General features: G+C 55.3%; 11 protein-coding genes. 6 read left to right on the top strand and 5 right to left on the bottom strand.

Going from position 1 to position 15832, the window contains the following annotated elements:
• Positions 1-158: 158 nt before the first annotated feature.
• From ACWRN3_RS09675 to gmd, 3 genes are read right to left on the bottom strand one after another with little or no spacing between them, the layout of a single operon-like run.
• Positions 159-1595 carry a sugar transferase gene (locus ACWRN3_RS09675; protein WP_476740485.1) on the bottom strand — a complete coding sequence of 479 codons (1437 nt, stop codon included), beginning with the start codon at positions 1593-1595 and terminating at the stop codon, positions 159-161.
• Between the two features lie 28 nt (positions 1596-1623).
• Positions 1624-2598: a GDP-L-fucose synthase family protein gene (locus ACWRN3_RS09670; RefSeq protein WP_476740484.1), complete on the bottom strand. Its 975-nt coding sequence runs from the start codon at positions 2596-2598 to the stop codon at positions 1624-1626.
• Positions 2598-3626, bottom strand: a complete 1029-nt coding sequence (gene gmd / locus ACWRN3_RS09665; protein ID WP_476740653.1) for a GDP-mannose 4,6-dehydratase — start codon at positions 3624-3626, stop codon at positions 2598-2600. Before gmd ends, ACWRN3_RS09670 begins: the two co-directional genes overlap by 1 nt.
• Positions 3627-3908: 282 nt before the next feature.
• On the opposite strand from gmd, the gene ACWRN3_RS09660 reads away from it, so the two are divergent.
• The 5 genes from ACWRN3_RS09660 to ACWRN3_RS09640 are packed head-to-tail and all read left to right on the top strand — an operon-like array spanning position 3909 to position 8150.
• Positions 3909-4835 (top strand): polysaccharide pyruvyl transferase family protein, encoded by a 927-nt coding sequence (locus ACWRN3_RS09660; protein ID WP_476740483.1) that lies wholly within the window; start codon positions 3909-3911, stop codon positions 4833-4835.
• Between the two features lie 31 nt (positions 4836-4866).
• The gene (locus ACWRN3_RS09655; RefSeq protein WP_476740482.1) at positions 4867-5601 is read left to right on the top strand and encodes a WecB/TagA/CpsF family glycosyltransferase; all 735 of its coding nucleotides are present in this window, start codon (positions 4867-4869) and stop codon (positions 5599-5601) included.
• Positions 5602-5607: 6 nt separating this feature from the next.
• Entirely contained in the window at positions 5608-6771 is a 1164-nt protein-coding gene (locus ACWRN3_RS09650; protein ID WP_476740481.1) for a glycosyltransferase family 4 protein, read from the top strand.
• The gene (locus ACWRN3_RS09645) at positions 6768-7325 is read left to right on the top strand and encodes a serine O-acetyltransferase (protein ID WP_476740480.1); all 558 of its coding nucleotides are present in this window, start codon (positions 6768-6770) and stop codon (positions 7323-7325) included. The genes ACWRN3_RS09650 and ACWRN3_RS09645 overlap by 4 nt, the downstream gene beginning before the upstream one ends.
• 15 nt (positions 7326-7340) lie before the next feature.
• A complete protein-coding gene (locus ACWRN3_RS09640) occupies positions 7341-8150 on the top strand; it encodes a glycosyltransferase family 2 protein (protein WP_476740479.1) in 810 nt (269 codons plus the stop codon).
• A gap of 2415 nt (positions 8151-10565) precedes the next feature.
• Here the strand turns inward: ACWRN3_RS09640 and ACWRN3_RS09635 are convergent.
• Positions 10566-11195 carry a glycosyltransferase gene (locus ACWRN3_RS09635; protein WP_476740478.1) on the bottom strand — a complete coding sequence of 210 codons (630 nt, stop codon included), beginning with the start codon at positions 11193-11195 and terminating at the stop codon, positions 10566-10568.
• Positions 11196-12177: 982 nt separating this feature from the next.
• Positions 12178-13674: a tyrosine-protein kinase domain-containing protein gene (locus tag ACWRN3_RS09630; protein WP_476740477.1), complete on the bottom strand. Its 1497-nt coding sequence runs from the start codon at positions 13672-13674 to the stop codon at positions 12178-12180.
• 764 nt (positions 13675-14438) lie between these two features.
• Between ACWRN3_RS09630 and galE the strand changes: the two genes are divergently transcribed.
• Complete coding sequence (galE, locus tag ACWRN3_RS09625; protein WP_476740476.1) at positions 14439-15455, top strand: UDP-glucose 4-epimerase GalE; 1017 nt, start codon at positions 14439-14441, stop codon at positions 15453-15455.
• Positions 15456-15832: the final 377 nt, after the last annotated feature.

Genomic DNA, 15832 nt, shown 5'->3' with positions numbered 1-15832 from the left:
AAGACAAGCCATGAGCGGAGTCGCCCCCTTTCTGGTTGCGTGGGCCAGCCCATCTTGACCGAAAGACGGCTCGTCTCAGTCCTGGATTTAGCAGCCATTTTGTGAAATTCCTTCCCCAAGGGGCTGTTAACGTCAGAGGCGCTAACACGTGAGAGCGTTTAGTAGGCGCCTGCACTGCCAAAGACAGCACGGATTGTTCGAAAAAGGATGACGAGGTCTCCCGCTAGAGACCAGTTCTCTACGTAGTAAAGGTCCAAGCGCACGGAGTCCTGCCATGACAGATTGGACCGGCCACTCACCTGCCATAGTCCAGTAAGTCCTGGTTTTACCAGCAAGCGGCGACGAACGTCGCTTTCATAAGTTTCTACCTCTCGTGGCAGCGGAGGCCGTGGTCCAACAAGACTCATTGATCCTCCCAGAACATTGAGAAGCTGCGGTAACTCGTCCACGCTAAATCTCCGCATAAATACCCCAAAACGCGTAACACGAGGGTCCCTTTTCATTTTAAAGAGAGGGCCACTACCCTCGTTTTGCCGGGCCAACTCGTCTAGCCGGGTTTCCGCGTCGACCACCATCGACCGAAACTTGAGCATGTAAAATCGGTGCCCCTCCATGCCAACACGTTCCTGACGGAAAAGGACAGGGCCAGCACTATCTAGTTTTATCCCGACAGCGACCAAGATCATTGCAGGTGCTGCAAGAACCAACAGCGTTAGGGCAACGAAAAGGTCAAAAAGCCTTTTTGCAACCCTCTGGCCTGCTTCCAGCGTGGGGGTTGTGACGTGGATAAGTGGCAGTCCCGCAACCTGCTGAGTGTGAATCCGAGGGCCAGCAATGTCCGTGAGGGCGGGTGCCATTATTAGCCCAATGTTTCTTGCTGCCAACTCCCACCCCAAGTGGCGAAGTGTTTGCGGGTGTAACTGAACCCCTGCGGACACGGCTACAGCGTCGGCGCCGCAGTCCTCAAGAGCCGCAATTATGGCTTGAACGTCAGGTTTATGGCCCATTATCTTTAGCCCTGAACCAGGTTCGACGCCTGTATGAGCTTCAACTCCAGGCATATAAACGGCGACGGGAAGGTAACCTGCGTGCCTTGCACCATATAGCGTAGATGCTAAGTGCGAAACCGCGCCAGGACCGCCCAGGAGAAGCAGTCTTGACATACTGCGTCCCTGCCGACGCTTGATGGTCAGATGCTGCCTAATCAACCATCGGCCGAGCAAGAGACCGAGTAGCCCCACAGGAAGGGCCAGCCCGACGTATCCTCGCGCTGTGTCAACGCGAAAAACGTAGGAAACAATTGCGATGATTCCGAACAGCCATAGAGAGGCGGCTGTAACACGCTTGTATTCGTCGGGACCGGACCCCAGGATTCGGCTATGGCGCGTATTCCAAGCACCTAGCATGATCCACCAGGTTGCGGCTAGGACAGCTGAGAGCCATACGTAAGGCAGATCCTGATCGGCCGTCCGAAACTCTCGGTCGAGGCCGAAACGGATTAGGAACGCCCCGACAACGGCCCAAATAATGACGAACGCATCGAATATCTGTAAAAGCCGAGAGGAACGTCTGCGCCAGTCCGCATCCTCACTCACTTTGATTCCCCCTATTTAAAGTAATTACTTAGCCACGGACAGACAGAGAGTTCTCTCTATACCATGCAACTGTCTTTCGAATACCGTCTTCAAGGCCTATCGAGGCCGACCAGCCGGTTGCATGCAACTTCGAAACATCGAGCAGTTTTCTGGGCGTCCCGTCGGGCTTGCTGGCATCCCACGTGATTTTGCCGGTGTAACCAACTGCTGTAGCAACTAAAGAAGCCAGGTCACGAATAGTCACATCACTACCGGTGCCAACGTTGACTTGCGATGGGCCATCGTAATGTTCAAGCAAGTGAAGGCACGCGGCTGCCATGTCGTCCACGTGAAGGAACTCTCTGCGGGGCGCGCCTGTCCCCCAGTTCGTTACTAGCTGAGTACCGTTCCTAGCTGCTTCGTCGTAGCGTCTTATTAAAGCGGGCAGGACGTGAGAACCCGTAGGCGAGAAGTTGTCGCCTGGACCGTAGAGATTCGTCGGCATGGCCGAGATCCAAGGAAGGCCATACTGCCGTCGAACTGCCTGGACCTGCAGGATTCCAGCGATTTTGGCAATGGCATATGCATCGTTGGTTGGCTCCAAGTGCCCAGTGAGCAACGAATCCTCGCGAATCGGCTGATCCGCAAATTTCGGATAGATGCAAGAAGAACCCAGGAACAACAAGCGTTCTACGCCGAACTCACGGGCCGCATCGAGGACATTTACTTGCATCCTCAAGTTCTCGCTGAGGAAGTCCACCGGATATGTGTCGTTGGCAAGAATGCCGCCGACTTTAGCAGCAGCCAAGATAGCGTACCGCGGTTTCGTCTCAGCGAAGAAAGCGTAGACAGCATCGCGATCTTTCAGATCGAGGTCAACTGAACTCCGTCCGACAAGATTTGTAAATCCCTCAGCTGATAATTTTCGCCAAACAGCCGACCCCACAAGTCCCCGGTGGCCGGCAACATAGAAGGTGGAAGAGCGGTCCAGCGCCGTTGGTTCGAAATCGACTCCGTTAGGCACTAGCTCTTCCAACTTTCCAGTCCGACTGTATCGATCCAGTGGTTCCCTGCATGCTTAAGGGCCTCAATGTCCGCGTCAACCATGAGCCGGGCTAATTCTGGTGTGTGAACCGATGCCTTCCAGCCGAGCTTCTCCTGGGCCTTTGACGCATCGCCAACGAGGGCGTCAACCTCTGTTGGGCGGAGGTAACGCTCGTCGAAGCGGACGTGGTTTTCCCAGTTGAGACCGGCGTGTTCAAAAGCGATCTGGAGGAAGTCCCGAACAGTGTAGTTACCCCCGGTGGCGAGCACAAAGTCGTCGGGCTCATCAGCCTGCAACATGCGCCACATTCCTTCGACATACTCGGCGGCGTAACCCCAGTCGCGAACCGCGTCCAAGTTACCCATGAAGAGGATGTCCTGTTTGCCGGCCTTAATCGAGGCCACAGCCCGCGTGATCTTCCGTGTCACGAAAGTCTCCCCCCGCCGGGGGGACTCATGATTGAAAAGAATCCCGTTCACTGCGAACATGCCATAAGCTTCGCGGTAATTTTTGGTTATCCAATAGCTGTAAACTTTCGCAGCCCCGTACGGTGATCTGGGATAAAAGGGCGTTTCTTCGTTCTGGGGGGGTGGGGTAGCTCCAAACATCTCCGACGAGGACGCCTGGTAGAACTTGGTCTCTATACCCGACGTGCGTACAGCTTCGAGCAGCCGGATTGTGCCTACACCGGTCGTATCACCCGTGTGCTCGGGTTCGTCGAATGAGACACGAACGTGCGATTGGGCGGCAAGGTTGTAGACCTCATGAGGCTTTATCTCGCCCAGCAGTGTCACAAGGCGCGCACCGTCGCTCAGGTCGCCGTAGTGCAGAAATAGCTTGGCCTTGGGATCATGCGGATCTACGTAGAGATGGTCGATTCTCGCCGTGTTGAAGGTCGAGGCTCTGCGGATGAGTCCATGCACTTCATAACCCTTTGCGAGCAGGAGCTCCGCGAGATAGGACCCGTCCTGACCTGTAATACCAGTAATCAATGCGCGCTTCGGCAGCACTCTTCCCCCTTCAAGTGGCAGTTTGTAGTCGAGCGCGTGGGAACATCGGCTGAACGGACGAACTTCCCGGTAGGCGCATCGGATCATATTGTCGCAGACTCCTTACGACCGTTGAAACTTTGCTAACTGCTGTTGGTGTCGGATGCCCATCGCGACTTTGCACTATAGTGCTAGGGGCCGAGACATGCTCGACAGGCACGTCAAATCAACTATGGCTGGTTGTTGGCCGCCGGGTTAATCATGCCTCTGGGGGAGTCAGACTTGAATTATACAAGTGCTATGCAGTCGGTGGCGGGCGATCACTTTGACGAGCTGTACTCGGGTGTGGACGAAATTATATTCACGGACTTTCCTGACTACGCGAACGTCGGAGACTCTGCTATTGCTCTAGGCCAGTTAAAGTACTTTGAGCAAGAGAATATAAGGGTCCGCGGCACTTATTGTATAGCCTCACTTCATGAAGACGTACTGACATCAGACGTTCCAGTAATGATTAACGGGGGCGGAAGCGTGGCTGGTCTTTACCCTGTGATTGACCGTCACAGATACAAACTTAGCGAGACCTTGGGGGATGATGTTCTGCTTATACAGGCACCGCAATCTGTGTTTTTCACCTCCGAGCGTGCGCGCCAAGAGTTTCGATCAAAATTTATTGCTCGGCACCGGCTTAGAATGGCGGTCCGTGACCAGCGCTCTGTCGAGAGGCTCGATGGACTGGTGCCGAATCTGTTTATCGCTCCCGATGCTGTGCATTTTCTCGGTGAAATTACCGGGAATGATCCGACGGAGGCCCTCGTGGTTTTGGCCCGAACAGATTCAGAGTCCGTTCGTTCTTCAACTGTCAACGTCGGTGTCGACTGGCTAAGGGACGACCGAAAAGGCCGCTTGGGAACCGCTCTTCGGTGGCGTAGTGAGAAACTCCATTACAAGTTGAACCTAAACCTGAGCAACGAAGCTTGGAAGAAAAAGGCAGAGCGGCGTCTCCAACGAGGTGTGGGTATCCTTTCGCGGGGACAAATAATCGTCACAGATCGACTGCATGCCATGCTAATAGGGCTCCAGATGGGGCGTCGTGTAGTGGCCGTCGACAACAACACTGGGAAGCTGAGCGCATACGCTTCAACCTGGCTCAACCGACCAGATATTCCTCTCTCTTTTGCCCCCGATCTAGGCTCAGCAATTGAAGAAGCGAATGCACTTTTATAAAGCTATGATAGAACCGGAAGATTGATACTTTATGGACTTTAGCACTCGAAATTTTGCTGGCCTTCCTGTGGCTATGGTGCCATTTGATGATGCTGTTTTGAAGATTTGTCAAATTAGCTGCTCCGATACGAGGGGCGTGGATGTACACCTCATTAATGCTTATAGTATTGCTTTATCCTCTGAGCAAGATAGTTACAGGGAATGTTTAGAATCTGCATTCTGCAACTTTCCCGACGGGAAGCCGCTAAGTCTGCTGACTAGGTTCTCCGATGAGCCTCTTTCGCAAGTACGCGGACCAAGACTATTCGAGGCAGTCTTGGATCGCGGCAGAACTGCGGGGCTGCGTCACTTTCTCTTGGGCTCTACGCCTGAGACTCTCAATGCTTTAGTAGAGTCAATCGAGCGCAAGTATCCTGGTACCTCAATCGTGGGAATTGAGAGTCCCCCCTTCCGGAAGCTCTCCGCGGAGGAGGTTATTGCCCAAGACCTGCGGATAAAGCAGTCTGAAGCGGACATTGTTTGGGTGGGTTTAGGAACTCCGAAACAAGACTTTGAAGCTCAGCGTCTAGCTAGCAAGGGATTCAACGCTATAGCCGTTGGTGCCGCCTTCGACTTCACAGCAGGCGTCAAGAAGGAGGCGCCCGCTTGGATGACGGCCGCGGGCTTCGAGTGGCTTTTTCGGTTTGCAACCGAGCCACGTCGGCTATGGCGAAGATATCTCATAGGAAATATTCAGTTCTTAATTGCAGCTGGAAAGAAGCGATAGAGTCGCATGCGCGTTGCTATTGTGCATAGTGCTTATTCTGGTCGTACTCCCAGCGGGGAGAATATTGTTGTGGAAATGCAGGCGGCGTCGCTCCGCGGTGCGGGGCATAAGGTGCTGGTCGTATCCATCAGTAGCGACGAAACTGCCACCAAGAGGGGGCATCTCTTCACGACAGCCTTCAACGTCGCGACGGGATTTGGGGCTGATCCCACCGAGGCTCTAGTGAAATTTCGTCCGGACGTCGTCCATGTTCACAATCTCTTTCCCAATTTCTCAACTCGATGGCTTAAAGAATGGCCAGGGGCGATAGTTTGTACGGTTCACAACTTCAGATCGGTGTGCTCAGCTGCCACTTTGTTCAGGAATGGCACGGCATGCACTCTATGTCCTGACTCCGGGCAGCATCACGCCGTAAAGCACGCATGCTACAGAGGGTCGCGACTAGCCACGCTTCCGTTGGCTATACGGAATCTCGGAGGCATAGACCGTGATCCTTTGCTCGCACGAAGCGACGGCGTCATATTCCTATCCGAACGCTCTCAAGAGCAGTTTCGTGACTTCGGTTTGGATGTCACCAAAACCTTCGTCGTGCCAAACTTTGTTGCCGACAGCAAGCGACCTATTGACCGCGAACGCTCTAAATCGTGGATTTACGCGGGCCGAATGGTTGCGGAGAAAGGTATCGAGCGTCTTCTTTCTGTTTGGCCGACAACAGTACCTCTGCACTTATTTGGGGAGGGGCCTGACAGCGACCGGATAAAAGCCAAGTGCAGGGGGCAGGTCACCTATCATGGACTAGCTTCCCGAGACTTGGTGCTCGAGAGGTTGTCAACCGCTAAGGGGCTGGTCATTCCGAGCATTTGGGCGGAGGGTCTGCCTACTACATATCTTGAAGCCCTGGCCGTGGGGGTACCAGTCTTGGCCAAGAGTGGTAACAGCGCCGCGGACGACGTCGAGAAGTCGAACGTCGGACGCGTATTCGAGGATTGGTTGGATGTGCCTTCGGCGGTGGCTCAGGTCGAAGCCGACTGGCCGGGCTACTCGCGGCGAGCCTTGATGCGCTATGAGCGGGCGTATTCTGAGGCCGGCTGGGTCAATTCCATAGAACGAGTTTATACAAAGTCCATTGCTGCTCATAGTTGTCGCAGTAGAACAGGGAATCGCGAATGATTTTAGGCATCACTTCGATGAGGGAGCTTTGTTCAACTTTGCAAAGCGATTATGGAGCCAATCCGAACGACCCAAAGTCAAGACTCATTCTGACAGCATTCCGAGTTTGTCAGTATCTGATGAAGGACTCCTCGCATCCGCGCCCGATATCTTACCCTTTTGTGGCCGCCTACAGGTTTTGGACCGAGTTTTGTCTAGGAATGGAACTTCGGCCCAAGACCTTTGTCGGCCCTGGTCTTACTATCTATCACGGATACGCAATGGTCGTGAATGATCATTCAATAATTGGTTCTCGGGTTGTCCTTCGTAATGGCGTGGTGATCGGACAAAAGTCGCCTGGAGGCGACAGTCCGATATTGAGGGATGGAGTGACCGTTGGAGCAGGTGCCATCATCCTTGGATCAATCACTGTCGGTGAGGGTGCCGTTATTGGTGCAGGCGCTGTCGTTCTACGAGATGTAGCAGCTGGTGACGTTGTTGCGGGGAACCCTGCTCGGTCCATTGCGCGTACTAAAGGTGCTGAAAGTAGCCTACCCGCCGTTGCCAAAAGCTAGGAAGAAGGACCTTATATGCCACGAGTTGCGGTAATTATGGCTGCCTTCAACGCGGAAGACACCATCGATGACAGCATCACGTCCGTCGTCAATCAGAGCTACACGGACTGGAAGCTTTACGTTGTCAACGACGCTTCTACAGATCGTACTGCTGAACGTCTCAATAAATATCACAAGGATGAACGCATACACGTCGTTCACCTCGCGCAGAATGTGGGTGGTGCAGCAGCCAGAGCTGCGGGAGTTGCTGCCAGTGACTCAGAATTTCTTGCTATTCAAGATGCTGATGACGTTTCACTCCCGAACCGATTGGAGTGGCAGGTGGAGGAGTTCGACGCGGATCCGGACCTGTCTGTCGTGGGGGGTCAGATCGCCGATTTTGGTACTTGGGGAGGACCGGTGATCTCGTATAGCTGGCCAACCTCGCCCGATGAAATTCGAGAGAGGTTAAAGCATGGGCGTAGCCCAGTAGCTGATTGTGCAGTCATGCTCAAGCGTTCAGCCTTTGATGCGGTCGCAGGTTACGATCCTGCCCTCACTAGAGCGTACGATTTGGGTCTTTATTTGAGCATGCGACATATGAAGATGTCGTCTGTACCGCGAACTGTTTTACATTACCGGACAGTACGGCCCGTTTCTTTCAGGTACTGCATTCAAGAGGGTAGGTATCGCGAGCTCGCCATCAAGAAGCACCTTCGCGGTTTAGACCATCAGTCGTATAAGAGCTTCCCTTCGTCCTTGAAAGCCGATGCTCGTTCCGTCCTCGTCTGTCTGCTTCGTCGATGGCGGGAACGTAACCCTGCCAGGTTGCCTGGGGCAGACTAAGTACGAGGTCGATAGACGATGTGCAGACGACCTGTCCACGACTTCGCGCGACAGGAGAGCGCCGAGGTGATCCTCATATGTGCGGCCAGTCTTATGCGCTTGCTCCGGAGACGGGCCTCTGCGACACAAAGCCGAGCTGCCTTCATCGGCCCGAGTAAGACCCGATCCGGACAGAGGTCAGTTGGCATCAGGCAGCCTGCCCGGCGCCCAGGACACCCGAAACGCCGAATCGCGGTAGGCCGGGTCCCGCAGCGCAGTTGTTCACTGCCGGTTAGGGTAAGGCCTTCCTCAAGTCCCTGCCGTCTCGGACAACCGTCCTATGGTTTGCCGTGGACGGAGTACGCGTTCAACTCGAGCCGGACGTAAAATTCCTTCGAGCTGGAGCCGGGTGGAGAAGCCTATGACCGGTGGACGAGGTGGCCAGCGCCGGCATGGCCGCTTTGCGCGCAGCGAGCAGGCCCGATCGGCCGGTGCTGGCCTCTCAGACACTTCTGGTTGGTAGGCTCCGCCGGGACCTTGCTCACCGGGTCGTAGCGGCGTAGCTGCTCCCGCGGCCCATCCCTGGTCTCGTTGTCCGAGATCGGCTGGCGGACTTGCCTACATGAAGCTGAGCAGCTCCCTCGTTCCAGCTTGCAGGAGCACGATCTCCGGTGCGCTCATCCGTACAATGAACCATAGATGTGAGAAGACTGCCACCATCACCTGCGGCCGGTGGCTTTCCCGGCACCGGCTGGTATCAGCACCTCGGGGAGCCTCAACCCGCCCTGTATGTGCCTTGTGACCGTAAAAATGCGGTCAGCAGGATCACCTGTGCATATTCCGGGCCAAATCTGGCCCCGCCGTTCTCCCAAAACCAGACCGCGTATCCCGATAGCCCCTCAACACGTCCCGCCTCCGCTGCCGCGGCGCAGCGTTCGCCAATTGGACAGCGCCGAAAGAAAGGGATGTAGGTAGCTTGGGCGCCGCTGTGGAGCACCCGCTCGGCCTACACTGATTCTCACCGGACGTGAGGAGGCCAGTCGTGTGCACGCCTTCTCACGACGGCTGCAGGGGCAGGTCAAGGCAAAGGTTCTCTCTGGCCCGATCAGAACTCCGTGGTAGTCACATTCCGGCGGACGGAACGCCTCGTTTACGACTGTTCGCGGATTGCGGGGCTCGCATCGACTTTCGAAGAAGGGAGGAACCGGCTACTATTCGAGCGGCTGAGGACAACCCCTGCGCTACGGGCAACCCATAGGGCCCAAGGAGAAGGAGTGAAGGCACCGCAGCGGCGAGAGAGACCACACACGCGCCCACAATTACCGCCAGTCCCCGGCCGGGGCGGCCTGCGACTACGAACATCGGGTTGATGACGTTTGAAGCTCCTTCGACGCCAAAGGCCAATGCTCGTGAGGCTGAAAGCGGCGGGTTGACATTTCTTTGAAACAAAGAGGATAAGACAGGTCCCGCCAACAACAGGAGTAGGCCGTAAACGGTAGCGCAAGTAGCCACCATAGCCTGGAGCCTCTTAAGTCGGATTGTTCCTTGTTTGAAAGCCGCACGTGTGGTTGTCGAACTGATGGCACGAATGACACTTGGCAGTGCATAGGAAGTCAGCCCTGAGGCCAGAATAAAGACGGGAGCAGCTACCACCCGCGCTGCTTCCAAATCAGCTAATTGGACTGGTCCCAAGACGGCCACTACCAGGAGACTAAGGCAATACCAGGTGAGCTGAACGGTGATGTCTGGGCCAACGTAAAGGATCCGTTCTCGCAGCATTGGGAGAGCGTGCTTTGTCATTTTCTCGTGACGGCGGGCTACGAGAGTCCAGATGAGAGATGACACGCCATAGCCGATAGCCAAGGATCCAAAGGGGAACGCGTATTCAACCCAAGGAACAAAATGAGCCATCTCAGATACGGCTAAGAGAGTGACGACTATTCCAAGGGCCAGTAGCGACGTGCATGCAGCTGCTGCGTGTTCATTAAGTACATGCATGGTGGCACGAATATGGGTCTGCACGGCACCCAGAATCGTGGCCGCAGACGCCGTGATGCCCATTGCCAGATACTGACCAACATCAACGTGGCCAAGAAGCGGCAGTCCGAAAGAAAGCACCAAAACCGCGGCTGCAAGCGAGCTCGGCACAGCAAGTCGCAGGTCCGTCCGTAAGGCAGGACGCTGACGGGTAAGGGATAAGTTGCTTCGTATGCGGGTTGGCATGAACACCAACTGCTGCGGCAGGAGGGCACAGGTTATTAAGCCGGTCATAAAGAGGCTAAAGAGGGCTAGGCCTTCACTGGAGAGGAGCCGAACTGCGAAAGCTCCAACGGAAAATGTCGCCAGCGCTGCAGCTGCGGAGTCTCCAAACCCAGCTCCTAGCCCCAACAAAGGCCCCAACAACTTTCGAGAAAATCGCATCGCTATTGCTGCCTATCAAGGCTTGCCCGTTAGTAATTGGTCGTACCACTGACCCAGCAGCACTGGTAGGCGTTCTGCATCCCAGCGATTAGATGGACTATAGCTCAGCGTTAGGGCCGTTTCTATAGCAGTTACGAGAGCCTCGACGCTATCCGACTTTGCGATAACACCCGTGTCGGTCAGGGTGATCAAACTGTCAGCCCCTGATCCCTTGAATGCGACGGGCACAGTTCCTACAGCTTGCGCTTCCCCAACCACCCAAGCTGAACCTTCCTGACGAGAGGTGTGAACGAGTACTCTGGCCCTCGACATCAGATAGAGGACTTCATCTCGCGTTACCATCCCGGTAAAGGTCACCCTGTGGGCCACGTTCAGTAATTCCGCTTGTTGCTCAAGAGTCTTGCGAAGGGGACCGTCGCCAACGACAGTAAGCGTGACAGATTGATCTGCGATCTTCGCGAGAGCCTGGATTGCCAGGTAGTGACGTTTCAGCTCCACCAAGAGGCCTACAGAAATTAGGTCGATCGGAGATTCTCCGACCCGGCTTGCCCTAGCAGCGGCTTTACGTGTCTGCTCAGAGGAGATGACTACGTTGGGTTCTACCTGCACTTCGCGTGCTCCGAGGCGTTCGAAAGTGGTTGCCACTGTTGAATTATTCGCAACCGCCAAATCGACGTCACGAAGATTGAGTCGACCGAAGTACTCGCGAATGTTACGCCTGACCCCACCGATAAGCCGTGGTTTATTCGCCTGATTCAATTCTTGCGAACTCCCTGCAGGCCCAAAAATACGTGCCGCCCTGCCGGCTAGAAACCACTCAAAGGTTGGGAGCGCTTCCGTAGCAAAAGATATGTGGTGTATCAAGGCGCGTTGCTTAGTTCTTTTGAGTTCATTCCGGAGGTGGCAAACTGCCCGGAGTTGCCAGACAAGGTAAGCCCACCTAACGCGCCTGCGCCCAGTAAGTCGGACTACCCAGAGAGGGATGCTTATCGGGACGAGTTTTAAGCGACTTTCGCCAATCGACTGCAAAATTTCAGCTTTCACGGCCTCCAGGCGGTGGGGCCGGGTGAGTAAGATGACGTCGTACTCTACTTCGTTGCTGAGCGCAGCGAGCGCCTCGGCGAAGGCGTAGCCCACCCCGGGCTCACTTCCCCTGTTTGGTTCGCACGCAAAGGCCAAGGCGTAGACGGCGTAATTGCTAGTCATTCAAGGCTTCCAATTTCTGTGAATTACGAAAACAATTCCGGGTATAGACGCTGCTACTGCCATCACTCCTGCGGCAGCGATAGAACTAAGAGAAATCTCGGCCAAAACGCCATAACTAGGGCCCTGCACCTTCAATGGATCCTACTGAGGAAAGCATTTTGCTTTTGTTCATGCAGACCGTAAAAATCCTATCTTTCTGACCAGTTCTCCAGTACATGCCGAATGCCATCGCATAGAACACATCGGAAGAAAAGGAGTGTCTGAAAGTTATCGAAATTGTACGGATCTAGAGCGCATTTGCTCTGCGAGACACAAATTTCCAAAGCTTTCATGCGCCCAGCGACCACGCTCACGAGTCGGTTGTGGCACTCAACAGGCAGAGCTTCCCCTAGTCATATCCACATTCCTCTTCGCCTCTTGCTCACGAACGGGGCGTAAAGCGGGACACCTGCTTGGGAAGCCGCCGAGCCGGCCTATCATCTGCTTCTGAACCTGGCGTTACCGTTTCGTCCGGAGACGGGATGGTTGACGAGGGGCTATTTGCAGGCGAGGAGAGCCCAGAGCCTGCCGAATTGTAGGTGTAATAACTTTGCGTGTAAGCGTCTGGGCCTTTAGCGGGAAGGCGGTTGAGAATTACACCTATTAGGTTTGCGCCCACAAGATCGAGAGCTGAGAGTGATTTTGCCAGTTCTTGATCTTTGGTCTTGAAGGCGCCAACAACCAGCGCAATTCCACCTACATGCTGGGATAGCACCGCTGCGTCGGTCACAGGCAAAAGAGGGGGAGCGTCGATAATTATCGTATCGAATGTGGACTCGAGACGGGTTATGAGTTCGGTCATCTGTTGCGAACCAAGAAGTTCGCTAGGGTTCGGCGGAATCCGGCCGGAGGTGAGGACATAAAGGTTATCTTCGCCCCAAGGCTGGAGTAGATCTCCCACATCCGCGGCCCCAACGAGAGCGGTGGTAAGTCCCGCACTTCCTTCAAGCCGCAAGTAATCGCTTACCATAGGGCGTCGTAGATCAGCATCCACTAGGCACACGGTTTGGCCAGCCTGCGCCATTGCTATGGCGAGATTGATGGCAGTTGTACTCTTGCCTTCACCGGGAACTGAAGAAGTTACTAGTATTGAGTTTGCGCGACCCATCACTGTCGCGAACTGCATATTCGTTCGCAACTGCCGGAATGACTCGGCGCGGGGGCTCTGATGCTGTGTCTGAGTAAGTAGTGGCTTCTTCGCCGCATCTGCATCAAATGTGATGCCCCCCAGCAACGGGGCGTCCGTAGTCTTACGAAGATCAGCTTCACCTCGAATCCTAGTGTCCAACATGGATCGAAGAATCGCGAGGCCAATGCCTACGGCCAGGCCCAAAAGGAGCCCAAGAAGCAGGTTAACGCGGGTATTGGGCGCAGATGGTGCGCTGGGAGCTACAGCCGGGGTGACGATTGAAAGTCTTACTGGAGAGGCATCACTGACCCGTGGTTTTTCCAGCTTTTCTACCGCCTGAATGAGACTATTTGAGACAGCCTGAGCAATAGAGGCAGCCCGGACGGGGGATGTGTCTGTGGCAGTTATATTTATCAAAACAGTATTTACGTCAGACGTCGCCTTCACTTTATCAGCCAATTGCTCAGCAGTAAGTTCGAGACCCAGAGCATCGATGGCTGGCTGGAGCACGATAGGCGTTGTAGCGGTCTTCACGTATGACTGCACTCGTGCCTGGCCAAAGATATTCCCCTGTTGCAGCTCGCTAACAGAACCCGTTCCTTGGATGGAGACAAAAAGCTGAGACTCGGCGGTGTATGAGGGCTTGATCGAAAGGGTCATGCCAGCCGCTGCAGCCAGTCCTGTTAGCGTGATGGCAATAATCAGTATCCAACTTCGGCGGAGTATGCGGAGATAATCATGCAATTCCAAGGCCTAGGTTCCCCCCAGTAGTGACAGCCAAACGTGAGTGTGTTTACGGTCCGATAGCGGCCCGTGACTGTGCGCAATGCTACCTTGTGGCGAGCAACCGCACGAACCGAAAGGAGGCCAATGAACGCAAGCGCGACTCGACTAGGCGGGTGTTAGATGAGTCCGGTGTACTTTCGACTTCTCCTGGACCGGCATCAATTGACTGCGAGTGGCATTTTTGATATTAAACCAGGGCGGAGATTCTGTTCCCGACCTATGATTGCAGCAGGCGCACGAGCCCCAACCGCACTACTGTCTTGTTGCTACTTTGGTGGTAGTGGCTTTCGCAACATTCGAACTCTCCGTCTTTCCCTCTCCGGAAGGTTGCTCTCAAGACTGAGTTGGTTAAAGTGGCGGTGGGTTCACCCTAAAGATATGGTAGCCGCGGTGCGACCGGCAGACTCTCGTTGTCATCCAGCGCGAGTAAAGCCCCTGCCTGGAAGGTGAGCGTCCTAGCGGAGCCGAGCCGCTACTTGAAGGCGGGAACCCCGTCCCGTGCCCTCGACAGTAAGGGGGGCTGATGAGGCTGCTCTATTGGTGACCTGCCCCGCGCGGGCCTTCTATCGTCGCGGCCCAATTTGTCCTCAGCAGCGCGCCGGTGCCTGACAGGTACGGAAAGCACGAGTTCCACGTGTGACAGGGGCATAACGCTGCTTTAGTGGCTAATTTCGTCTCAAACCTGCTCGAGTGCCGGATGCCCTCGAAGCGCCAATTACACTAACCTCATGAAGGTATTGGTGACCGGGGGCGCCGGATATATTGGATCACATACTGCACTTTGCCTGCTCCAAGCGGGCCTTGACGTCGTAGTTGTGGATAACTTGGTGAACTCTAGTGTTGAGTCGCTACGCCGCGTCGAGGAACTCGCTGGTCGGACACTCCGCTTCCGTCAATGCGATCTGTTAGATCGTGACACCCTCGGCAGTGTCTTTGACAACGATAAGTTTGATGCGGTAATTCACTTCGCCGGCTTGAAGGCGGTGGGGGAATCTGTCGCGGAGCCAGTTTTGTACTACAAGAACAACGTTGTGGGAACCCTAAACCTACTAGAGAGCATGGAGGTTGCAGGGGTCCGGAAATTGGTTTTCAGTTCCTCGGCAACCGTTTATGGCACCTCGGAAGAGGTTCCGCTCATCGAGAAGTCTCCGCTGGACGCCACGAACCCCTACGGTCGGACCAAGGAGCAGATCGAAGACATCCTTTCTGATCTCGCTGCCGCGGACGCGCGATGGAGCGTTGCATTACTTCGCTATTTCAACCCGGTTGGCGCCCACGAGTCCGGGCGAATCGGAGAAGACCCTCAAGGAACGCCAAATAACCTGCTGCCGTTCGTCGCGCAGGTCGCTGTGGGGCGGCGCGACAAGGTCAGGGTATTTGGAAATGACTATCCCACGCCGGACGGGACGGGGGTTCGCGACTATATTCACGTCATGGACCTTGCCGGCGGCCACGTAGCAGCTCTCAACTACCTGCAAAGTAGGACGGGCACCTTTCGCTGGAATCTAGGGACAGGGAGAGGAACATCCGTTTTGGAGGTCATAGCGGCTTTTAGCGCCGCTGCAGGCCGCGCTGTCGCCTACGATTTCGCTCCTCGTCGGCCTGGAGATGCCGCTGTTAGCTATGCCGACGCTTCTGCCGCTTTGGCTGACCTCGGCTGGGCAGCTCGCCGGAGCCTCGCGCAGATGTGTGAAGATCACTGGCGGTGGCAGGCTAACAACCCCCACGGGTACGTACGGTCCTGAGGTCACGGCGGTTCTCCCGGCTGGTACGTCCTCCCGCCCGTACCGGGTGGCCAATGGAACGCCGAAGCAAGTGATTCATGCCGGCCTCCACCGTGCACGCGGTCGTACTCGGATGCCGGCGTTACCGCCTTCACCACGTTGACAAGCGCGCGGGGGAAGCCATCCGCCGCTATGAGCACGAGACTCCCGGAACGACCGTTCACGTCGATGTAAAGAAACGCGGCAACATCCCCCCACGGTGGCGGCTAGCTGTACTGTCCCGGCAGGTTGGTGACTCGGGGACGGATTTGACGCAATAAGAGGACCTCCGGGTGTTGTGTGGTGCTTGTCGAGAGCGAACACAAACCAGGAGGTCCTCGTGTCCCACCGTAACGCGT

The sequence above is a fragment of the Pseudarthrobacter sp. rb genome (assembly GCF_056389225.1).
This window is presented reverse-complemented; position numbering and strand designations above follow the sequence as displayed.